22 protein-coding genes are annotated in these 21356 nt (G+C 70.6%); 7 read left to right on the forward strand and 15 right to left on the reverse strand.

Going from position 1 to position 21356, the window contains the following annotated elements; all coding sequences use genetic code 11:
* Positions 1-41: 41 nt before the first annotated feature.
* The 9 genes from ABZ098_RS00445 to ABZ098_RS00485 form a co-directional block, all read right to left on the reverse strand.
* A complete protein-coding gene (locus ABZ098_RS00445) occupies positions 42-1679 on the reverse strand; it encodes a sugar ABC transporter substrate-binding protein (RefSeq protein ID WP_356585721.1) in 1638 nt (545 codons plus the stop codon).
* A 37-nt stretch (positions 1680-1716) separates the two neighbouring features.
* Entirely contained in the window at positions 1717-2604 is an 888-nt protein-coding gene (locus tag ABZ098_RS00450; protein WP_356585722.1) for a carbohydrate ABC transporter permease, read from the reverse strand.
* A complete protein-coding gene (locus ABZ098_RS00455; RefSeq protein ID WP_356587573.1) occupies positions 2601-3455 on the reverse strand; it encodes an ABC transporter permease subunit in 855 nt (284 codons plus the stop codon). The genes ABZ098_RS00450 and ABZ098_RS00455 overlap by 4 nt, the downstream gene beginning before the upstream one ends.
* Positions 3456-3653: 198 nt before the next feature.
* Positions 3654-4262 carry a hypothetical protein gene (locus tag ABZ098_RS00460; RefSeq protein ID WP_356585724.1) on the reverse strand — a complete coding sequence of 203 codons (609 nt, stop codon included), beginning with the start codon at positions 4260-4262 and terminating at the stop codon, positions 3654-3656.
* Between the two features lie 158 nt (positions 4263-4420).
* Positions 4421-5512 carry an amidohydrolase family protein gene (locus ABZ098_RS00465; protein ID WP_356585726.1) on the reverse strand — a complete coding sequence of 364 codons (1092 nt, stop codon included), beginning with the start codon at positions 5510-5512 and terminating at the stop codon, positions 4421-4423.
* A gap of 24 nt (positions 5513-5536) precedes the next feature.
* Positions 5537-6328: a PIG-L deacetylase family protein gene (locus ABZ098_RS00470; protein WP_356585728.1), complete on the reverse strand. Its 792-nt coding sequence runs from the start codon at positions 6326-6328 to the stop codon at positions 5537-5539.
* A gap of 76 nt (positions 6329-6404) precedes the next feature.
* Positions 6405-7211, reverse strand: a complete 807-nt coding sequence (locus ABZ098_RS00475; RefSeq protein WP_356585729.1) for an amino acid ABC transporter ATP-binding protein — start codon at positions 7209-7211, stop codon at positions 6405-6407.
* Complete coding sequence (locus tag ABZ098_RS00480) at positions 7208-8041, reverse strand: amino acid ABC transporter permease (protein ID WP_356585731.1); 834 nt, start codon at positions 8039-8041, stop codon at positions 7208-7210. The genes ABZ098_RS00475 and ABZ098_RS00480 overlap by 4 nt, the downstream gene beginning before the upstream one ends.
* Entirely contained in the window at positions 8038-8889 is an 852-nt protein-coding gene (locus tag ABZ098_RS00485; RefSeq protein ID WP_356585733.1) for a transporter substrate-binding domain-containing protein, read from the reverse strand. Before ABZ098_RS00485 ends, ABZ098_RS00480 begins: the two co-directional genes overlap by 4 nt.
* A gap of 175 nt (positions 8890-9064) precedes the next feature.
* On the opposite strand from ABZ098_RS00485, the gene ABZ098_RS00490 reads away from it, so the two are divergent.
* The 5 genes from ABZ098_RS00490 to thpD all read left to right on the forward strand — a co-directional run bounded on the left by ABZ098_RS00490 (position 9065) and on the right by thpD (position 13701).
* Positions 9065-10165 (forward strand): aminotransferase class V-fold PLP-dependent enzyme, encoded by a 1101-nt coding sequence (locus tag ABZ098_RS00490; protein WP_356587575.1) that lies wholly within the window; start codon positions 9065-9067, stop codon positions 10163-10165.
* 351 nt (positions 10166-10516) lie between these two features.
* A complete protein-coding gene (gene ectA, locus ABZ098_RS00495; protein WP_356585735.1) occupies positions 10517-11044 on the forward strand; it encodes a diaminobutyrate acetyltransferase in 528 nt (175 codons plus the stop codon).
* 30 nt (positions 11045-11074) lie between these two features.
* Positions 11075-12346 carry a diaminobutyrate--2-oxoglutarate transaminase gene (gene ectB / locus ABZ098_RS00500; protein ID WP_356585737.1) on the forward strand — a complete coding sequence of 424 codons (1272 nt, stop codon included), beginning with the start codon at positions 11075-11077 and terminating at the stop codon, positions 12344-12346.
* A gap of 45 nt (positions 12347-12391) precedes the next feature.
* Positions 12392-12802: an ectoine synthase gene (locus tag ABZ098_RS00505; RefSeq protein WP_356585739.1), complete on the forward strand. Its 411-nt coding sequence runs from the start codon at positions 12392-12394 to the stop codon at positions 12800-12802.
* A gap of 8 nt (positions 12803-12810) precedes the next feature.
* Positions 12811-13701, forward strand: coding sequence for an ectoine hydroxylase (gene thpD, locus ABZ098_RS00510; RefSeq protein ID WP_356585741.1), 891 nt, complete (start codon positions 12811-12813; stop codon positions 13699-13701).
* Positions 13702-13716: 15 nt separating this feature from the next.
* Here thpD and ABZ098_RS00515 read toward each other — a convergent pair whose 3' ends face one another.
* From ABZ098_RS00515 to ABZ098_RS00540, 6 genes are all read right to left on the reverse strand, one after another.
* Positions 13717-14715, reverse strand: a complete 999-nt coding sequence (locus tag ABZ098_RS00515) for a maleylpyruvate isomerase family mycothiol-dependent enzyme (protein ID WP_356585743.1) — start codon at positions 14713-14715, stop codon at positions 13717-13719.
* A gap of 34 nt (positions 14716-14749) precedes the next feature.
* Positions 14750-15367, reverse strand: coding sequence for a sigma-70 family RNA polymerase sigma factor (locus ABZ098_RS00520; protein WP_356585745.1), 618 nt, complete (start codon positions 15365-15367; stop codon positions 14750-14752).
* A 58-nt stretch (positions 15368-15425) separates the two neighbouring features.
* Positions 15426-16478, reverse strand: a complete 1053-nt coding sequence (locus tag ABZ098_RS00525; protein ID WP_356585747.1) for an aminotransferase class V-fold PLP-dependent enzyme — start codon at positions 16476-16478, stop codon at positions 15426-15428.
* A gap of 95 nt (positions 16479-16573) precedes the next feature.
* Positions 16574-17299, reverse strand: coding sequence for a DsbA family oxidoreductase (locus tag ABZ098_RS00530; RefSeq protein WP_356585749.1), 726 nt, complete (start codon positions 17297-17299; stop codon positions 16574-16576).
* 98 nt (positions 17300-17397) lie between these two features.
* Complete coding sequence (locus ABZ098_RS00535; RefSeq protein WP_356585750.1) at positions 17398-18006, reverse strand: DUF1349 domain-containing protein; 609 nt, start codon at positions 18004-18006, stop codon at positions 17398-17400.
* 45 nt (positions 18007-18051) lie between these two features.
* Positions 18052-19581, reverse strand: coding sequence for an aldehyde dehydrogenase (NADP(+)) (locus ABZ098_RS00540; RefSeq protein WP_356585751.1), 1530 nt, complete (start codon positions 19579-19581; stop codon positions 18052-18054).
* A gap of 129 nt (positions 19582-19710) precedes the next feature.
* On the opposite strand from ABZ098_RS00540, the gene ABZ098_RS00545 reads away from it, so the two are divergent.
* Together ABZ098_RS00545 and ABZ098_RS00550 are read left to right on the forward strand one after the other, a co-directional pair.
* Complete coding sequence (locus ABZ098_RS00545; protein ID WP_356585753.1) at positions 19711-20484, forward strand: IclR family transcriptional regulator; 774 nt, start codon at positions 19711-19713, stop codon at positions 20482-20484.
* Positions 20485-20856: 372 nt separating this feature from the next.
* Complete coding sequence (locus ABZ098_RS00550) at positions 20857-21327, forward strand: GNAT family N-acetyltransferase (protein WP_356585755.1); 471 nt, start codon at positions 20857-20859, stop codon at positions 21325-21327.
* The last annotated feature ends 29 nt before the right edge of the window (positions 21328-21356 follow it).

Genomic DNA, 21356 nt, shown 5'->3' on the forward strand with positions numbered 1-21356 from the left:
CGTTCTCCATCCCCCGCGACTCCTGTTCCACCGGCGGCGCCTCATGTGTTGGCCGCGTAGTCCTTCGCGAACTCCCCGGCCATTCTGTCGCCGCCCTGGGCCCGCCACTTCTTGACCACCGCGTCCCACTCGGACAGCGGCAGGCGCCCGGCGACGATCCCGGTGACGGCGTCGTCGAGCATGGCCTTGAGCGTGGTGCCCCGGGCGTTCTTGGTGCGGGACTGGAGTCCGTTGGAGGCGTTGCGGATGGCGTGCGGCACGACTTTCCGCTGCCAGGAGTGCAGGGCCCGTACGGCGTCCGGCATGCCCGGCACGAACAGCACCTGGGGGCCCTCGGCGAGGTACTTCAGGGGCAGGTTGGTGTTGTTCTCGACCTCGCCGAGCTCGGTGGGCTCGGGCGAGCCGTCCTTGCCGCGGTTGAAGTGGGTGCCCTCGACGCCGTAGTGGACGAGTTCCCACTCCTGGCTGCCGAAGGGGGCGGCGAGGTAGTCGAGGATGCGCAGGAGAAGCTCGACGCGCTCCTTCTTGGCCTTCTTCAGGACGGTGTAGCCGAAGGAGCGGCGGGCGGCGACGATCCCGCCGGGCTCGCCGTCCACGCTGTACGGGAGGGCCGCGGCCGGGGTCAACTTGCCCTGTGACTCACGGTACTTGGGCAGGTAGGCGCCGAATCCGTCCTGCATGGAGCCGACGGTGCCGTTGTAGTAGAGGGTGGTGAGGTCGATCTGGGAGACGGAGGTCGAGTCCGGGTAGTAGGAGCCGTTCTTGCGGAGCCGGGCCTGGTAGGCGATGGCCGCCTTGTAGCGTTCGTCGGCGGCGCAGTGCCGGAAGGTGCCGTCCTTGGTGACGGCCCACTCGTTGGGCGCGCGGTGGGCGGCGGCGTGCACGGCGTTGCCGAACAGGGAGCCGTTGGCGGCCCCGAGCGCGTAGGTACGGCCGCTGGTGGCCCGCCGGGCGACGGCGGCGAAGTCCTCGGAGGTCCAGCCCTCCTTCATGCCGGCGTCGGTGAACAGGCCCTGGTTGAGCCAGAGGGTGGAGCCGGGCAGCGGGCGTTCCAGGGGGATGCCGTAGATGCGGCCGCCGATGCGGCCCATGTCCTGCCAGGCGTGGGTGGGGATCCCGGCCAGGTTCGGGTAGTCGGCGATCGCCTCGCCGGAGAGGTACGGGGTGAGGTCCTCGGCCCTGCGTTGCACGAACTCGGCCTCGCGGGGCAGGACGAAGCCGGAGAACAGGTTGATGATGTCGGGCAGGGTGTCGGCGTCGCCCGCCATGACGGTGGCCATCTTCTTCTGGTAGTCGGCCTGGGAGATGATCGTGTACTCGATCCGCACGCCGAGCGCCTTCTCGACGGCGGCCCAGAACCGGTTCGCCGAGGCCGGCTTGGGCGGGGTGCCGAAGGACACCGACATGACCTTGACGGTCGAGCCGTCGCCGGGGGTGCGGGAGACGGACCTGACGAGGTCGGTCGGGTAGGCGGTGTATCCGGCCTGGACGCCCGCCTCGGTCGGGGCGAGGTCCGGCTTCGGACCGCTCGCCGCCTTGTACGCGGGCCAGGGGGCCAGTTTCTTGCCCGCGTTGGAGACGTCGCTGTCACCGGAGCCGGTGGAGCAGGCGGTCAGCGCGCCGGGCAGGGAAAGGGCTCCCGCGGACAGCAGCAGGGTGCGTCGGGACAGGCTGGGCATGGGTGAATCACCTCGTGTCGGCTGGTGTGAGCTCGGGTCAGCTCTTGATGGCGCCGGTGAGCACGCCCTTGGTGAAGTACTTCTGGAGGAAGGGATAGATCAGCAGGATCGGCACGGTGGCGATGACGAGGACCGCCATCTGCACGGTCTGCGGGGCCGTGACGGTGCCCTCGCCGGTGGTGGCGTCGGTGAGCCCGGAACCGGCCACCACGTAGGTGCGCAGCACCTGTTGGAGGGGCCAGTGGTCGCTCTCCAGGTAGAGGGAGGCGTAGAACCAGGAGTTCCAGTAGGCCACCGCGTAGAAGAGGCCCACGACGGCCAACGCGGCCTTGGACAGCGGCAGTACGACGGAGACGAGCACCCGCCAGTCCCCGGCCCCGTCGAGGCGCGCGGCCTCGTACAGCTCGTCGGGGATGCCCTGGAAGAAGCCGCGCAGGACGACCAGGTTGAAGACGTTGACCAGTACAGGCAGGACCAGCGAGGCGTAACTGTCCAGCAGGCCGAGCTCCTTGACCAGCAGGAAGCTCGGGATCATGCCGGGCGGGAACAGGAACGTGAACAGGATCAGCAGGAGCGCCGGCCGGCCGCCGAATACGCCGGGGCGGGCGAGGGCGTAGGCGAGGGTGACCGTGCACAGCAGGCTCAGCAGGGTCCCCACGACCGTGACGCCGACGCTGACGCCGAGGGCGTGGGTGACGATGCCGCCGTCGAGGATGTCGCGGTAGGCCTTCAGCGAGGGTTCCGTCGGCCACAGCACCCAGCCGCCGTTGGCCACGACCTCCTCGGTGGAGGCGAGCGAGGTCGACACGATGACGAGGAACGGCACGCAGACCAGCAGGACGACCACGGCGAGGGCCACCGCCTTCGCGGCCTGGGTCACCGGCTTCGGTTTCTCCATCCATCCCGGACGGGTCCGGTCACTCACTTGTAGACCCCCTGTTCGCCGAGGCGGTGGGCGACCTTGTTGGCGGCGTAGACGAGGAGGGCGCCGACGACGCCCTTGAACAGGCCCGCGGCGGCGGCGAATCCGTAGTCTCCGCCGACGATGCCCTGGTAGTAGACGAAGGTGTCGATGATCTCGGAGGCCTCGGGGCCGACCGCGTCGCGCTGGAGCAGCATCTGCTCGAAGCCGACGGAGAGGATGTCACCGAGCCGCATGATCAGCAGCAGCACGATCACCGGGCGGATCGCGGGCAGGGTGACGTGCCAGAAGCGCCGCCAGGGGCCCGCTCCGTCGATCGCCGCGGCCTCGTACTGCTGCTCGTCGACCTGGGCGAGGGCGGCGAGGAAGATGATCGTGCCCCAGCCGGCGTCCTTCCAGATGACCTGGGCGACGACGAGCGGCTTGAAGGCGTCGGGGTTGCCGATGATGTCGACGGTGTGCAGACCCACGCCGTCGAGGCCCGAGTTGAGAAGTCCGGTGTCGCCGAGCAGTTGCTGGAAGAGGGCGACGACGATCACCCACGAGATGAAGTGCGGAAGGTAGGCGACCGACTGCACGAACCGGCGGACGCTGCTGCGGGTGAGGCTGTGCAGCAGCAGGGCGAGGCCGAGCGGGACCGGGAAGTAGAAGACGAGCTGGAGGACGGCGATCCAGACCGTGTTGAACACCGCGTCCCAGAACGCGGTGTCCTCGAACATCCGCCGGAAGTTGCCGAGTCCGGTCCAGGGGCTGCCCCACAGGCCGTCGAAGGGGACGTACTCCTTGAACGCGATGACGTTGCCGACCAGCGCGCCGTAGTGGAAGAGCAGGAAGTAGGCGAGGCCGGGCAGCATCAGCAGGAAAAGGGTCCCGCTCTGGAAGCGTTTTCGTCGGGCGACTGCCAAGACTCTCCCTCTTCCTGGTGGGTCAGATCGAAGAGGAAGTTAAAGCGCTTTCATTCAGGGGTCAACACTTCTGACAGAGAAGGGGAGTTGAGGCAGGTCAGGGACGGGTGACGAAGCACGTGCGGGAGTGAAAACGCTCTCAGAGGGCTAGGTTCGTGCGCTGCGGCCCAGGAGGACGCTCGCGATGATCACCCACACGCCGGCGAGCATGAAGGCGAAGAACCCGACCCAGGGGATGAAGACCAGGACACCGAGGACGAGTGCGGCCCAGCTCATCCAGCGGGGCAGCGGCGAGCCGTTGGCACGGACCGTGGCCAGGCCGGCGGCCAGGAGCATCACGCCCATCCCCCCGACGAACGGGACGAAGAAGTCCTCGTTGACCGCGTTGAGCGCCTGGAGCGCCTGCGGGCTCGCCGAGGACTTGTCCGAGAGGTCCAGCAGGGCCAGGGTGAGGGCCGCGCCCACCAGGAAGCCCACGGCGATCAGGACACCGCCCGCGAGGACCAGCCGGTGCAGCCACTCGCCGGCGGGCCGGAGGTCCTGGACCGCGCGGGCCAGGTACGCGGCGAAGAAGACGAACAGCACCGCGGCGAGGATCAGGAGGTACAGGCCCACTCCGGTCTGCGCCCGGTGGTCGTCGTAGTACGACCCCACCTCGCGACCGGGGTCGCCGACGCCCGGAGTGTCGCCGAGCAGGAGGAAACCGGCGACCGTGAGCGCCACGGCCACGACACCGGTGAGCGGTGCTACGCGCATGGGGACCTCCTCACCCCCCGGCAGGGCCCCCCTCCCATCTCACGGTGGCAGAGTTGCGACCACTGCGCCATCCGGGTGAGACCTGCGGGCACTGCCGTCGGGCACGAGCAGCGCGAGCGCCGAAGGGCGGGACCTCCTCCTCCGCCTCCTTCGCACGCCTACTGCATCACCCGGCCGTTCAGCACGACCCGGGCCGGGGCCGCGAGCACGCGCACGTCCGCGCGGGGGTCCTGGTCGTACACCACGAGGTCCGCGGTGGCGCCCTCCTCCAGTCCCGGCCGTCCCAGCCACGTCCGGGCTCCCCATGTGGTCGCCGACAGCGCGTCCAGCGGGGGGATTCCGGCCGTGACCAGTTCGGCGACCTCCGCCGCGACCAGGCCGTGCGGGAGGGTGCCGCCCGCGTCCGTGCCGACGTAGACCGGGATGCCGGCGTCGTAGGCGCCGCGGACGGTGTCGTAGCGGCGTTCGTGGAGCCGGCGCATGTGGGCGGACCAGCGGGGGAACTTGGACGCGCCGCCGTCCGCCAGCTTCGGGAAGGTCGCGATGTTGACCAGGGTCGGGACGATCGCGACTCCGCGTTCGACGAAGAGGGGGATCAGGTCCTCCGTGAGGCCCGTCGCGTGTTCGACGCAGTCGATGCCCGCCTCGACCAGGTCCTGCAAGGAGTTCTCGGCGAAGCAGTGCGCGGTGACCCGGGCGCCGAGGCGGTGGGCCTCCGCGATGGCCGCCTCGACCGCCTCCCGGGGCCAACTCGGGGCCAGGTCGCCCACCTCGCGGTCGATCCAGTCGCCGACCAGCTTCACCCAGCCGTCGCCCCGGCGGGCCTCCTGGGCGACGTGGGTGACGAGGTCCTCGGGCTCGATCTCCCAGGCGTAGTTCCTGATGTAGCGGCGGGTGCGGGCGATGTGCCGGCCGGCCCTGATGATCTTCGGGAGGTCCTCGCGGTCGTCCACCCAGCGGGTGTCGGAGGGCGATCCGGCGTCGCGGATCAGGAGGGTGCCGGCCTCGCGGTCGGTCAACGCCTGCTTCTCGGCCACGTCCTGGTCGACCGGGCCGTGCGGGCCCAGGCCCACATGACAGTGCGCGTCCACCAGACCCGGCAGCGCCCAGCCCGACACCGTACGGACGTCACCGGCGGCGAGGGGACGGTCGTAGGAGATCCGCCCGTCGACCACCCACAGCTCGTCCCGGACGTCCTCGGGGCCGACCAGGATCCGCCCCTTCACGTGCAGCACCGCATGATCGCTCATGACCGCACCCTAGCCAGCCCGGGGTCACTGCTCCCAGGGCGGTGGGCCCTCGAAGGCGAGCTGGTGGACGTCGAAGAGGACCGCCGCCTCGACGCCGAGGGCTGGGCCGCCCCGGCGAGCCGCCCAGGTCAGGAACGGGCGGGGTTCGAAGGCTCCCGCGCCGAGGCCCTTGGTGTACTCGGCGTGTGCGGCGAGGGAGGCGATGCCCCGCTCCAGGGGCTCGCCGGTGACGTCCACGCCGTGGGTGGGGCGGTCGGTGCCGGCGACGGCCACGAAGCGGACTCCGCCCCACGGTTCGAGTCCCTCGTCGGCGAGTTCGGGGAAGATCCAGCGGTTGCCGGCGTCGCGTGCCGCGTCGAGCGCGGCCAGGCCCACCACGCGGTGGTCGGCCTGGTTGACCACCCCGGCGACCATGCGCACCGTGTACGCCCCCGTCACCACGACCTCGGGCCGGTGCCGCCGGATCGCGCGCACGATGTCGCGGCGCAGGGCCGGGCCCTCCTCGATCATTCCGTCGCGGTGGTCGAGGAACTCCAGCGTGTCCACGCCCACCGCACGCGCGCCCGCCCGTTCCTCGGCCTCGCGCAGCGGGCCGGCCTGGTCCGGGTGCAGCCCGTCGATGCCCGCCTCGCCTCGGGTGACCAGCAGATACGCGACCTGCTTGCCCTGGGTCGTCCAGCGGGCCACCGCGGACGCCGTCCCGTACTCGATGTCGTCCGGGTGCGCGGCCACGGCCAGGCAGCGCTCCCAGTCCTCCGGCAGCGGGGGCAGGGTGCCGCCCGCTGCGAAGCCGCCCGTGTCGTCGAGAGTCGTCATGCCCGAATGATGGCGGTTGTCGGCTCTGCGCGACAGGGGAACGTACGTCCCTTTCAAGGCTCCTGTCGGTGTCCTGTCAGGTGTCCTTTCCCGTGTCCTTCCCGGCGCCGTCCTCCTCCACGTCGGCCATCGCCGGGTCGAGGAGGCGGGAGAGGAAGTGGCGGGTGCGGTCGTGGCTGGGGTTGCCGATGACCTGGGCCGGGGTGCCGTCCTCGACGATCACTCCGCCGTCCATGAAGACGACCCGGTCGGCGACCTCGCGGGCGAAGGTCATCTCGTGGGTGACGACCATCATCGTCATGCCCTCCTGGGCCAGCATCCGCATGACCGCCAGCACATCACCCACCAGCTCGGGGTCGAGTGCCGAGGTCGGCTCGTCGAAGAGCATCACCTCGGGGCCCATGGACAGGGACCGGGCGATCGCGACGCGCTGCTGCTGGCCGCCGGACAGGGAGGCGGGGTAGGCGTCCGCCTTCTCGGCGAGGCCCACCCGCTCCAGGTTCTCGGCGGCCACCTTCGCCGCCCGCGCCTTGTCCCGCCTGAGGACCCGGCGCTGCGGCAGCGTGAGGTTCTCGGTCACCGTGAGGTGCGGGAACAGGTTGAACTGCTGGAAGACCATGCCGATACGGCGGCGTACGGCGTCGATGTCGACGTCCGGGTCGGTGAGTTCGGTGCCGCCGACGAAGACCTGGCCCTTCGTCGGCTCCTCCAGGAGGTTCACGCACCGCAGCAGCGTGGACTTGCCCGAGCCCGAGGGGCCGATCACACAGACGACCTCGCCCTGGCCGATCGCGAGGTCGATGCCCTTGAGGACCTCGTTGCTGCCGAACGACTTGTGCAGACCGCGAACTTCGATCTCCGGCCGGCTCGCCTCAACGGTCATTTCACGGCCTCCTGGGCCTTGGCCTCCATACGGCGGACCACGAACCCGAGCGGGATCGTCACCAGCAGGTAACACAGCCCTGCGACGAGGATGGGCGTGGAGTTGGCGGTCGTACTGGCCAGGTCGCGGCCGTACTTGGACAGTTCGCGCTCCTCCAGGGTGACGCCGAGGAACAGCACCAGGGAGGAGTCCTTGAAGAGCAGGACGAGTTCGTTGGTCAGCGGCGGGAGGATGATCCGGAACGCCTGCGGGATGATGATCGAGACCATCGCGCGGGCCGGTGAGAAGCCCAGGGAACGGGCCGCCTCCATCTGCCCCTTGGGCACCGCCTGGATGCCCGCGCGGATCGTCTCCGCCATGTAGGCGGCGGCCACCAGGCCGAGCGCGAGGGCGACCTTGCCGTAGGTGCCGCCGACGATCTCCGTGCCGGGGAACGCGAGCGGCACGGCCACACCGATGAAGATGAAGATGAGCAGCGCGGGCAGCCCGCGGAAGATCTCGATGTAGACGCCGGCGAACCAGCGGTAGGGGCCGACCGAGGACAGCCGCATCAGCGCGATGACCATGCCGAGGACGAGTCCGACGACGAAGCCGGACAGCGTGTAGAGCACGGTGTTCTTCAGCGCCAGCGTGATGACCTCGGGGAACATCTGACCGGCGATGTCCGCCTGCGCGAACTGGTTCTTCAGCCGCCCCCAGTCCGCCGAGACCGCGAAGGCGATCACGGCGGCGACGAAGACGGCGTACTGGATACCGCGCGACAGACTGCGCTTCTGACGTCGGGTCAGGCCCTTCTTCCGGGGCTGGAGCTGTGTGTCCGCCGCGGTCATGAGGCGGCGGGAGACGCGACCGACTCGTCGTACGGGCCGATCCACTTCTCGTAGAGCTTCTTGTAGGTGCCGTCGGCCTTGGCGTCGGAGAGCGCCTTGTTGATGGCCGTCCGCAGCTTGGTGTTGCCCTTCTTCACCGTGAAGCCGTACTGCTCACCGGTGTTGATGTTGTCGGCGACCTGGAAGGCGTCCGCGTTGGCCTTGTCCTTGAGCCAGCCCTGGACGACCGGGTAGTCGATGACGACGGCCTTGACCTGGCCGGAGCGCAGGCCGTTGAGGACGGCGTCGGAGGACTCGAAGGAGACGGGGTCGAAGCCCTGGGCCTTGACGTAGTCCTCGCCGGTGGTCTGCGCCTGGGCGCCGAGCTTGACCTTCTTCGCCTTGGCGTCGGCGAGCGAGGAGATCCCGCTGCCCTTGGCGACCAGGAGGGCCTGGGTGGCGTCGAAGTAGGGGTCCGAGAAGTCGACGTTCTTCTTGCGCTCGTCGGTGATGGTCATACCGGCCGCGGCCAGGTCGCACTCGCCGGAGTTGAGGAACGCGCCGGTCTTGAAGTTCTCGAAGGGAGTGTCGATGATCTTCTGCTTCACGCCCAGGTCCTTGGCGACCAGGTCGATGAGCGAGACGTCGAAGCCCTGGTACTTGCCGTCGATCTCCGACTGGAACGGCGGGTACGGCAGGTGGGTGCAGGTGGTGAGCTGTCCGCCCTTGACCAGTTCGACCCCGCCCGCGGCGGTCTTGGAACCGCTGCCGCCGTCGTCGCTGGAGGTACAGGCGGCGACGAGCAGGAGTCCGGCCGTCGCGGTGGTGGCGGCCAGGACGCGGGTCCGGCGCCCGGAGAGGGTGTTCACGGAAGGCCTCCTGTGGGGGAACTGTGGGTTCAGATTATAAGGAAAGGTTTGAGGCTCTCAAACCAAACCGATGGTTGCGAGGCCGTTCAGCCTAAGAAGTCGCCGGTCGTCGGGGGATGATCGAGAACGGTTACGCTCGTTCACGTCTACCCCAGTGAGCGAAGAGAGCACCGTCGTGACGCACCCCTTCCTGGACCTGGCCCCACTCGGCGCGGCGCAGTTCGCCTCCATCGAGGACCGTGTGGCGCGGCTGCTGCGCACCGAGCAGGACGTCGTGATCATGCAGGGCGAGGCGCTGCTGCCGCTGGAGGGGGCGATCCGGGGGACCGCGGGTCCGGGCACGACCGCGCTCAACGTCGTCACCGGCCCTTACGGGCAGACCTTCGGGGACTGGCTGCGGGACTGCGGTGCGACGGTGATCGACCTGGCGGTGCCGTTCCACACGGCGGTGACGGCCGAGCAGATCGCCGCGGCCTTCGAGGAGCACCCGGCGATCGACTTCGTGTCGCTGGTGCACGCGGAGGCGGCGACCGGCAACACCAACCCGGTCGCGGAGATCGCGGAGGTCGTACGGCGGCAGGGTGCCCTCTTCTACCTGGACGCGGTCGCCTCGGTGGGGGCCGAGCCGGTGCTGCCGGACGCGTGGGGTGTGGACCTGTGCGTGATCGGGGCGCAGAAGGCGATGGGCGGGCCGGCGGGTGTGTCGGCGGTGTCGGTGAGCGAGCGGGCGTGGGCGCGGATGGCGGCGAACCCGAAGGCGCCGCGCCGGTCCTACCTCTCCCTCCTCGACTGGAAGGAGCGCTGGATCGACGGCGGCCGCAAGGCGCTGCTGCACGCTCCGGCGCAGTTGGAGATGCTGGCGCTGGAGGCGTGCGTCGAGCGGATCGAGGCGGACGGGCTGGAGGCGGTGATGGGCCGGCACCGGGCCGCCGCCGCGGCGACCCGGGCGGGGGCGCGGGCCCTGGGCGGGGGCCTGGAGCCGTATGTGCATGCGGACCGCGAGGCGGCGCCGGTGGCCACGACGCTGCGTTCGCCGTCCGGCGTGGCTGCTTCGGAGCTGGTGTCCCGGGCCCTTTCCTCCGACCCCGCGCTGCCGCTGGCCGCGGGCGGGGGCGCGCTGGCCAAGGAGATGATCCGGGTCAACCACTACGGGGTGGACGCGACGCGGGGGGCCGTGCGGGCGAGCCTGGCGGCACTGGGGGCGGCACTGGGCGAGAAGGGCCGCACCGTGGACGTGGAGGGCGCGCTGCGTGCCGCGGACGAGGCCTGGCGCTGAGTGCGGAGTTTTACTGAATGCATCGACAGGGTTACCTGCGCATAATTCAATGAGTAATTCCGGAGTTTATCTGAGCTTAGCTTCCCGTATTCTTCTGCCCGCTTTCTCTCGACCTAAACGCAAAGATTCTGCGAACGCGAAGCGGCTGAATTCGGGGGGATCTCGTGGGGGTTACATGCTTGTGACGCGTTACACATAGTGATCCATTTGCCCGAAATTTGCTGGGCGTAATCGTACATAGCGGTCATCTCTTGCGCGTCGGTGCGCGCCCGCGTGATAACACATGGAGCGCCGGTACGTAACCCCATCCGGCGATGCATTTTTTAATTTCCCTCGGTAAATTCAATTCGCATGACTGCCGCACAAGCAGACCTGCACATCGACCGGCCGACGGTCGCGGACGGAGCCGCACTGTGGCGGATCGCCCGCGACTCCGAGGTCCTCGACCTGAACTCGTCGTACAGCTATCTGCTGTGGTGTCGCGACTTCGCCGCCACGTCGGCGGTGGCACGTAACGACCGTGGAGAGGCGATCGGCTTCGTCACCGGGTACGTCCGCCCGGACCGGCCCGACACCCTCCTCGTCTGGCAGGTGGCCGTGGACTCGGCCTACCGCGGTCGCGGGCTCGCCGCCGCCCTGCTCGACGGACTGACCGCGCGGCTCGCCGCCGAGCGCGGGCTGAGCACCGTCGAGACCACCATCACGCCGGGCAACACCGCCTCCGAGCGGCTGTTCACGTCGTTCGCCGAACGCCGTGGCGCCCGCCTGGAGCGCGAGGTGCTGTTCGACACCGGCCTGTTCCCCGACGGGCCGCACGACCCCGAGGTCCTCTACCGCATCGGGCCCCTCTCCCCCGGTTCCCCCACCCTCTCCGCCTGACCCCCCACGCACCCCGAGGAGCGATTCGTCGTGACCATCACCCAGCCCGACCTCAGCGTCTTCGAGACCCTCGAATCCGAGGTGCGCAGCTACTGCCGCGGCTGGCCCACCGTCTTCGACCGCGCGCAGGGCAGCCGCATGTACGACGAGGACGGCCACGCGTACCTGGACTTCTTCGCCGGCGCCGGTTCACTGAACTACGGCCACAACAACCCCGTGCTGAAACGGGCGTTGATCGACTATCTGGAGCGCGACGGCGTCACGCACGGCCTCGACATGTCGACCACCGCCAAGCGCGCCTTCCTCCAGACCTTCCAGGACCTGGTGCTGCGCCCGCGCGACCTGCCGTACAAGGTCATGTTCCCGGGCCCGACGGGCACCAACGCCGTGGAGTCGGCGCTCAAGCTGGCCCGGAAGGTCAAGGGCCGCGAGGCCATCGTGTCCTTCACCAACGCCTTCCACGGCATGTCCCTGGGATCGCTGGCCGTCACCGGCAACGCCTTCAAGCGGGCCGGCGCCGGCATCCCGCTGGTGCACGGCACCCCCATGCCGTTCGACAACTACTTCGACGGCACCGTCGAGGACTTCCTGTGGTTCGAGCGGCTCCTGGAGGACCAGGGCTCCGGCCTCAACAAGCCGGCCGCCGTGATCGTGGAGACCGTGCAGGGCGAGGGCGGCATCAACGTGGCCCGCAAGGAGTGGCTCCAGGCGCTCGCCGCGCTGTGCGAGCGACAGGACATGCTGCTCATCGTCGACGACATCCAGATGGGCTGCGGCCGGACCGGCGCCTTCTTCTCGTTCGAGGAGGCGGGCATCACGCCGGACATCGTCACCGTGTCGAAGTCGATCAGCGGCTACGGCCTTCCCATGTCCCTGTGCCTGTTCAAGCCCGAGCTGGACATCTGGGAGCCGGGCGAGCACAACGGCACCTTCCGCGGCAACAACCCCGCCTTCGTCACGGCCACCGCCGCCCTGGAGCAGTACTGGGCGGACGGTTCCGCGATGGAGAAGCAGACCCGCGGCCGCGGCGAGCAGGTCGAGCAGGGGCTCATCTCCATCACCGAGGAGAACCTGGCCGACATCAAGGAGTACCGCGGGCGCGGGCTGGTGTGGGGCCTGGAGTTCCACGACAAGGAGCGCGCCGGGAAGGTGGCGCACCGGGCCTTCGAACTCGGGCTGCTCATCGAGACGTCGGGCCCCGAGAGCGAGGTCGTGAAGCTGCTCCCGGCGCTCACGATCACTCCGGACGAACTGGACGAGGGGCTCAGCATCCTCGCCCGCGCCGTCCGGGAAACCGTCTGAGCATCCGGCTCAGCAGACCGTCCAACTAGGAGGCATCGCAATACCGTGATCGTCCGTTCGTTCAAGGACATCGAAGGCACCGACCGGCATGTGAAGGCCGCGTCCGGCACCTGGGAGAGCAAGCGCATCGTGCTCGCCAAGGAGCGGGTCGGCTTCTCGCTGCACGAGACGATCCTGTACGCGGGTACGGAGACGTCGATGTGGTACGCGAACCACATCGAGGCCGTCGTCTGCGTCGAGGGCGAGGCCGAGCTGACCGACCACGAGAGCGGGCAGACGCACTCGATCACGCCGGGGACCATGTACCTCCTGGACGGTCACGAGCGGCACACACTGCGGGTCAAGGAGGACTTCCGCTGCATCTGTGTGTTCAACCCGCCCGTGACCGGCCGGGAGGACCACGACGAGAACGGCGTGTACCCGCTGCTCACCGAACCCGAGTCCGAGGAGGTGTGACCGCACCCATGACCACCACCGTCACCGATCTCTACCCCAGCCGCGGCACCACCGAGGTGTCCGTCCCCCGCAAGGACCCGGTCGTCTGGTCGGCGCCCGGCGCGCCGGGACCGATCGCCACGGCCGAGCTGGAGTCCTTCGAGCGCGACGGCTTCCTCGCCGTCGACCAGCTCATCGGGCCCGACGAAGTCCCTGTCTACCAGCGCGAGTTGGAGCGGCTCGTCACCGACCCGGAGATCCGCGCGGACGAGCGCTCGATCATCGAGCCGAAGTCCAAGGAGATCCGCTCGGTCTTCGAGGTGCACAGGATCAGCGAGGTGTTCGCGAACCTGGTGCGCGACGAGCGGGTCGTCGGCCGGGCCCGCCAGATCCTCGGCTCGGACGTGTACGTCCACCAGTCGCGGATCAACGTCAAGCCCGGTTTCGGGGCCAGCGGCTTCTACTGGCACTCCGACTTCGAGACCTGGCACGCCGAGGACGGCCTGCCCAACATGCGCACGGTGTCCGTCTCGATCGCGCTGACCGAGAACTACGACACCAACGGCGGCCTCATGATCATGCCGGGGTCGCACCGCACCTTCCTCGGGTGCGCGGGGGCCACCCCGAAGGACAACTACAAGAAGTCGCTGCAGATGCAGGACGCGGGCACGCCCTCGGACGAGGCGCTGACCGCGATGGCCTCGGAGTACGGCATCAAGCTGTTCACCGGCAAGGCCGGTTCGGCGACCTGGTTCGACTGCAACGCCATGCACGGCTCCGGCGACAACATCACGCCGTTCCCGCGCAGCAACGTTTTCATCGTGTTCAACAGCGTGGAGAACCAGGCCGTGGAGCCGTTCGCGGCTCCGATCCGGCGACCTGAGTTCATCGGCGCGAGGGACTTCACCCCGGTGAAGTGACCCGGTGAGCTGATCTCACAGCCACGACAGCGACGCGGCCCGCTCCAGTACGTTCCGTACGGCGGCCGCGTCGCCCGTCGTTGTCCGGGGCACGGTGTCCGGCGCGTACCGGCCGCCGACGAGCAGGCAGAAGTCCACGGCGTCCAGGGTGAGTTCGGCGGCCACGGGGTCGCTCCGCGAACCCAGGACCCACCGCTCGCCGCCCCGGACCGCGAACAGCACCGGCTGCGCCCCGGCCCCGAGGGCCCCGCCGAGGATGCGGACGGCCAGCCCGACCAGCCGCCCCAGGTGCTCCTCGGGCGGCGGCGGTACGGAAAGGCCCAGGGCGCGCCCGATGTCGTCGGTGTGGATCCACGTCTCGAAGGCCCGCACCAGGAAGTGCTCGGTGACGGGCAGCCGGATGCCCATCGACAGCGTGGTGCCGGCGGCGAGTTCGGGGTCGCGGGCGTACGGGGTGCCGAGCAGGTCGGCCGCCTGCGCGGACCAGTCGGCGACGGTCCGGCCGGGCGTACGGCCGTGTTCGTGGGCGATCACCTCGGCGGTACGCCGCTCCCAGGCGTCCGTCCAGATGGCGTCCGCGTCGATCCGCGCGCCCGGCACCCGGGCGTCGATCCCGAGCCGCAGGGCCAGGTGTTCGTCGGCGGCCAGCAAATGGGCGAGCGTGGCGTGCACGTCCCAGTCGTGGACGACGGGGGTGGACCAGCGCCCCTCCAGCTCGGGCAGCAGCGCCCCGAGCCCCGCGACCGCGGCCGCATAGGGAGCGGCGTGCCCGGCCACCGGGGGCGGCGCGGGGCGGGCGCGGAGGGCACGGATCAGGAGCGGGTCGCGCGGGGACGACGGCTCGTCCAGCGGCGGCCCGTCCAGCAGTCGTACGGTCGCGCGCAGCCGTTCCGCCTCGGCCGCGCAGCTCTCGCACGCGGCCAGGTGCGGTGGGACCAGCCGCCCCTCGGCCGGTTCCAGGGCGCCGAAGGCCCAGGCGGCCAGCAGGGCGCGCACGTCGTCGTGATCGGTCACCGCTCGCCCCCTTCCCGGTGTTCCCCTGCCGCCATCATGCGCCCTTCTCCCGCGCCGGGTCGGGCGGGTCGGGCGGATCTGCCAAGGTATCCGCCAAGGTGCGCAGGGCGGTGCGCAGCCGGGTCTTCGCGGTGCCCTCGGGGATGCCGAGCTCGACGGCGGCCTGCCGGTAGGTGCGGCCCGCGAAGTAGGCGAGGTGCACCACCTCCCGCTGGGGCTGCGGGAGTTCGGCGAGGGCGGTGTGCAACAGGAGGGAGCGCTCCCGGTCGACGACCGCCTCGGCGGGGCCGGGAGAGGTGTCCGGGATGCCGTGCAGCGCCAGGTCGTCGGCGCGGACGTCCTTGCGGTGCCGGGCCTCGCCGCGCACCCAGTCCACGGCCCGCCGGTGGGCCAGCAACGACAGCCAGGTGCGCAGGCTGCCCCGGCCCGCGTCGAAGGCGTACGGCCTGCTCCACAGCTGCGCGAAGACCTCCTGCGCGACGTCCTCGGCCGCGGCCGGGCTGCGGGTCACGCGCAGCGCGACGGCCCGCACCAGCCCGCCGTACGCCCCGTACGCCTCGGCCAGCGCGGACTCGTCGCCGTACACGAGCCGCCGGTGCAGCTCCGCGTCCGCGGATCGCTGCACGGACGTCGTCCCCTCCGCGGACTCCACGGCACCACCACCCCTTGGTGCCCCTTCCTAGCGTTCCGGGCGGCGCGGCGCCAGCGGTTCAGGCGGACAGGGCGTCCAGAAGCCGGTCGACATCGGCCGCCGTGTTGTAGAGATGGAAGGAGGCGCGCAGGTTGCCGGCCCGGTTGGACACCTCGATGCCCACCGCGCTCAACTCCGGCTGCCGGCCGCCGAGTCCGGGCACGGACACGATCGCCGAGCCGGGAGCCGGCAGGGGCTGGTGGCCGAGGCCGGCGAGTCCGGCGCGGAAGCGGTCGGCGAGGGCGAGGTCATGGGCGCGCACGGCGTCCACGCCGATTTCCTCCAGGAGTTCGAGGGAGCGGCGGGTGCCGGTGTAGGTGAACAGGGCCGGGCTGACGTCGAACCGCCGGGCGGAGTGGGCCAGTTCGGCGACGGGACCGTAGCAGCTGTCCCACGGGATCTCTCCCGCGACCCAGCCTGCCAGCACCGGCTTCAGGTCCCCGAAGTCCTCCGGCACGACGAGGAAGGCGGCGCCGTGCGGGCCGAGCAGCCACTTGAAGGTGGTCGAGACGGTGTAGTCGTACGACTCGGCGTCCACCGGGAGCCAGCCCGCGGCCTGCGAGAAGTCGACGTAGGTGCGGGCGCCGTGTTCCCGGGCCGCCGCGCGCAGGGCGGGCAGGTCGGCGATCCGGCCGTCGGCGGACTGGGCGGCGCTGACCGCGACGAGGGCGGTGCCGGGGCGGACGGATTCGGCGAGCCGCTCCAGCGGCACGATGCGCACCTTGAGGTCACCGCGGGTGTGGAAGGGGTTCACCACGGAGGTGAAGTCGTCCTCGGCGGTGAGGACTTCGGCACCCGGGGGCAGCGAGGCGGCGACGAGGCCGGAGTGGGTGGACACGGACGCGCCGGCCGCGACCCGGGCGACCGGGACGCCGGCGAGCCTCGCGAACGCGGCGCGGGCCGCCTCCACGTCCTCGAACAGCGGGTCCAGCGGCCTGCCCTCCGCCCGGATCAGCGCCGCCTCCTGGAGGGCGGTCACGGTGCGGGCGGGGAGCAGGCCGCTGCTCGCGGTGTTGAGGAAGGTGTTCTTCGGGGCGAACTCGGCACGGACGAGGCTCTCGAAGGTCTCCATGCCTCCACTGTGAGGCCGGGAGACCTATCGGTCCATTGCGAATTTCTACGTGGTTTCGCCAAGGAACGCTTATACGTCCGCCCCGACCTGCGGAGTCAGCCCTGCTGGGGTACGGCGCACCCGTCGGGGCCGCAGGCCTCCGCGCCGGCGTCGCCCTGGTCGATCAGCTGGAGCGGGGAGCGGTTGCCCCAGGCCTGGGTGAGGGCCTGGGTGAAGACCTCGGCGGGCTGGGCGCCGGAGACGCCGTACGTGCGGTCCAGGACGAAGAAGGGCACGCCGTTCGCGCCGAGCTCGGCGGCCTCGCGCTCGTCGGCGCGGACGTCCTCGGCGTAGGCCGTCGGGTCGGCGAGGACCTTGCGGACCTCGTCGGCGTCGAGACCGGCCTCGACGGCGAGCTCCACGAGGCGGTCGTCGCCCTCGGTGAACAGGGACCGCTCCTCGGCGAAGTTGGCCCGGTAGAAGATCTGGACGAGCTCGTCCTGCCTGCCGTGCTCCTTGGCGAAGTGGAGGAGACGGTGCAGGTCGAAGGTGTTGCCGTGGTCGCGGTCGCGGGTGCGGTAGGCGAGGCCCTCGGCGGCGGCCTGGGCGCCGAGGTTCTCCTCGCCGGCCTGGGCCTGGGCCTCGCTCATGCCGTACTTCTTGCTGAGCATCGCGAGAACGGGCTCGACGTCGCCCTTGGCCCGGCCCGGGTCCAGCTCGAAGGACCGGTGGACCACCTCGACACCGTCGCGGTGCGGGAAGGCCTCCAGCGCCTTCTCGAAGCGGGCCTTGCCCACGTAGCACCAGGGGCAGGCGATGTCGCTCCAGATCTCGACGCGCATGTCTACGGCTCTCTCCAGGTCGGACGGCTGCGGAGACTCCCTCCGCTGATTGAATGAACGTTCAAACAGCGGGTTCCATTCCCGTCGGGGCCCTGACCTCAACTTCCGTTGCGCAGGTCGGCCGGCCACTCGGGCCGGTACTCGACGTGGTCGTACGTCACCACACAGCCCTCCCCCATCGGCGACTGCGCCATGAAGCCGACCAGTGCCGCGTCGGTCTCCTTCTCGTCGCCCAGGGTGAACAGGCGGACGAATATCCAGCGCTTGCCGTCGCGGGAGGCGTGGAAGGCGAAGGCGCGGCCGGTACGGCTGACCCGCAGCCACACCGAACTGCCGTCCACGGTGAAGGAGTTGCAGTCGTCGGAGTGACCGCGGGTGACGACCGTGCAGACGGTGGGCACGTCCGGGGAGTTCTCCAGGCAGAGCTTGGCCCAGGCGCGCTCGCCGACATGGACGTAGAGCACGCCCGCGTCGAACGAGCCGTTGAAGCCCACGGTGACGCGGGCTATGAGCTGGAAGTCGCCCTCGGGAGAGCCGAGGAGACGCGGGGCGTCGGAGGCGGGGTCCAGCGCCTCACCGGTGGGCGGCACGAACCGGTCCTGTCGGGGCCCGGCCCACCCGGAGAGGATCCCGTCCTCGTACGCCCAGTGTCCGTCGGGGCCGTAGGTACGGAGAGAGAACGGGAGTTGGGGAAGTTCGACGTCCATCCTCAGAGTTTTCCAGTTCCCTCTCCGCGGGTGACCCCGGGGTGCCTAGCGTTCCAGCGTGTTGTTGAACCGGCGGGGCAGACCGAGCGGGTTGTCGTCCCGCAGCTCCGGCGGCAGCAGTGCCTCCGGCGCGTTCTGGTAGGCCACCGGGCGCAGCCAGCGCTCGATCGCCGTGCCGCCCACAGACGTCGACGTGGACGTCGTCGCCGGGTACGGGCCGCCGTGGTGCTGGGCCGGGGCCACCGCGACACCGGTCGGCCAGCCGTTGACCAGGACACGGCCGGCGAGCGGCGTCAGCTCCGCGAGGATCTCTCCGCCGCGTCCCTGGCCGGCGGCCTCCCCCTCGGACAGGTGGACCGTGGCCGTGAGGTTGCCGGGCAGCCGGGACAGCACCGCGCGCGCCTGCTCGTCGTCGTCGTAGCGGACCACCACGGTCACCGGGCCGAAGCACTCCTCCAGCAGCAGGTCGTACGCCCCCTCCTCGGTCAGCTTCTCCGCCGCCACCGTGAGGAAGCCAGGGCTCACCGTGTGCTCGCCGCCCGCGCCGGGAGTGACCGGCGACTCGACCTCGGGGAGCTCCGCGCGCTCGGCGACGCCGGCGACGAAGTTGTCCCGCATGCGGTGGTCGAGGAGGACGCCTGCGTCGGTGTCGCTGACCGCGTCGGTCAGGGACTTCACGAGGCCGTCGCCCGCCGCGCCGGACGGCACGAGGACCAGGCCCGGCTTCACGCAGAACTGGCCGACCCCGAGCGTCATGGAGCCCGCGAGCCCGGCGCCGATGGCCTCACCGCGCTCGGCCGCGGCCTCCTCCGTGATCACGACGGGGTTCAGGGAGCCCAGCTCGCCGTGGAACGGGATCGGCACCGGGCGCGCGGCCGCCGCGTCGAACAGGGCACGGCCGCCCTTCACGGAACCGGTGAAGCCGGCGGCGGCGACCAGCGGGTGCTTGATCAGCTCGATGCCGGCCTCGAAGCCGTGGACGAGGCCGAGCACGCCCGCGGGGATGCCGTGCTCGTCGGCGGCCCGGCGCAGCACGGACGCGACCAGCTCGGACAGGCCCGGGTGGTCGGGGTGGGCCTTGACGACGACCGGGTTGCCGGCCGCCAGCGCGCTCGCGGTGTCGCCGCCGGCGACCGAGAAGGCGAAGGGGAAGTTGGAGGCCGAGTACACGGCGACGACACCGAGCGGCACCTTGTAGCGGCGCAGGTCCGGGATCGGCGGGGTCGCGGTGTCGTCGGGGTGGTTGATGACCACGCCGAGGAACTCGCCCTCGTCGACGATGTCCGCGAAGGCCCGCAGCTGGTAGCAGGTGCGGGCGAGTTCTCCGGTGAGCCGGACCGGGCCCAGGGCGGTCTCGGCGTCGGCGGCCTCGACCAGGTGTTCCTTGGACTCCTCGAGCTTGGTGGCCGCGGTGCGCAGGAAGGCCGCGCGGACGGTGCGGTCGGCGAGGGAGGCGCGCGCGTCGTACGCGGCGCGGACGGCGGCGTCCACCTCCTGGGCTGTGGCCTCCACCGCAACCTGTTCGCGCTGCTTCCCGGTTCGGGGGTCGACACTCCAGACTGGTGCTGCTGCCACCGCGGGTCCCTCCACGTGTATCTGGGTCATCCACCAGGAACGTTCGATATACTGAACGCTGTCTCTGATGGTGAATATGCTGTTGGAGACTATAACTCTGGTTCTCGTCCAACAAAGGGGTCAAGGGCGATGTCGGCAGGCGAGACGGGCGGCGGGTCACAGGTCAAGTCCGCGGTACGGACGGTTGAACTGCTCGAATATTTCGCCGGGCGTCCCGGCATGCACTCGCTGGCGGCCGTGCAGGAGGCCGTCGGGTACCCCAAGTCCAGCCTCTACATGTTGCTGCGCACGCTGGTCGAGCTGGGCTGGGTGGAGACCGACGCGACGGGCACGCGGTACGGCATCGGGGTGCGGGCGCTGCTGGTCGGCACCTCCTACATCGACGGCGACGAGGTGGTCGCGGCGGCCCGGCCGACCCTGGACCGGCTCTCCGACGACACCACCGAGACCATCCACCTGGCCCGCCTCGACGGCACGAACGTCGTCTACCTGGCCACCCGGCAGTCGCAGCACTACCTGCGCCCCTTCACCCGGGTCGGCCGCCGTCTCCCGGCGCACTCCACCTCCCTCGGCAAGGCGCTGCTGAGCACGTACTCCGACGAGCAGGTCCGCAAGATGCTGCCGGAGACCCTGCCGGCGCTCACCGAGCACACGATCACCGACCGCGAGAGACTCATCGAGGAGCTGCACCAGATCCGCGAGCAGGGCTTCTCCGTGGACCGCGAGGAGAACACGCTGGGGCTGCGCTGCTTCGGCGTGGCGATCCCGTACCGCACGCCCGCGCGGGACGCGATCAGCTGCTCGGTGCCGGTGGCGCGGCTGACCCCGGCGCACGAACAGATGGTGAAGGACGCGCTGTTCGACGCCCGGGACCGACTGACACTGGCCACCCGCAGGCTCTGAGCCCCGGGCCCCCGCGCGCGCTGCACCCACCCCCCGCCGGACCGCGACGAGCTGCCGCAGGCCCCCAGGGGCGCGGGGCCATGTCGACAAGCGGCTCTACCGCCTGGGCACGAAGACCCCCGCCCCCACCAAGCCGCACCCGAGCAACCGCCCGACCGCCCGACCCGCCGGCCAGGCCCTAGGCCGCCGTACCCGCCACCGCTGCACCCGCCCCCGTCGGACCGCGACGAGCTGCCGCAGACCCCCAAGGGCGCGGGACCGTGTCGACATGCGGCCCTGCCGCCTGGGCACGAAGACCCCCGCCCCCACCAAACCGCACCCGAGCAACCGCCCCACCGCCCGACCCGCCGGCCAGGCCCTAGGCTCTGGGGCATGCAGATCGTTCTCCGCGAAGTCCATGACAGCGATCTGCCGGTCTTCTTCCGGCAGATGAACGACCCCGAGGCCCTGCGCATGGCGGCCTTCACCCCGAAGGACCCGGCCGACCGGGACGCCTTCGACGCCCACTGGAAACGGATCCGCGCCTCCGACGCGGTGCACCGCACGGTCCTGGCGGACGGTGACGTGGTGGGCAGCGCGGCGGTGTACGGCGAGCCGGGCGAACGCGAGGTGACGTACTGGATCGACCGCGCCTACTGGGGGCGCGGCATCGCCACGGCGGCGCTGCGGGAACTTGTCACGCAGGTGCCCGAGCGGCCCCTGTACGCCCGCGCGGCCGCCGACAACGCCGGCTCGCTGCGGGTCCTGGAGAAGTGCGGGTTCCGGGTGAGCGCCCAGGCGTCCGGGTACGCCAACGCGCGCGGCGCGGAGATCGACGAGCTGGTGCTCACGCTGACCGCCTGACCGCCTGACACCGTCGTGCGGCAGGTCCT

The sequence above is a fragment of the Streptomyces sp. NPDC006335 genome (assembly GCF_040612795.1).
In the GTDB taxonomy this organism is placed as follows: Bacteria; Actinomycetota; Actinomycetes; order Streptomycetales; family Streptomycetaceae; genus Streptomyces.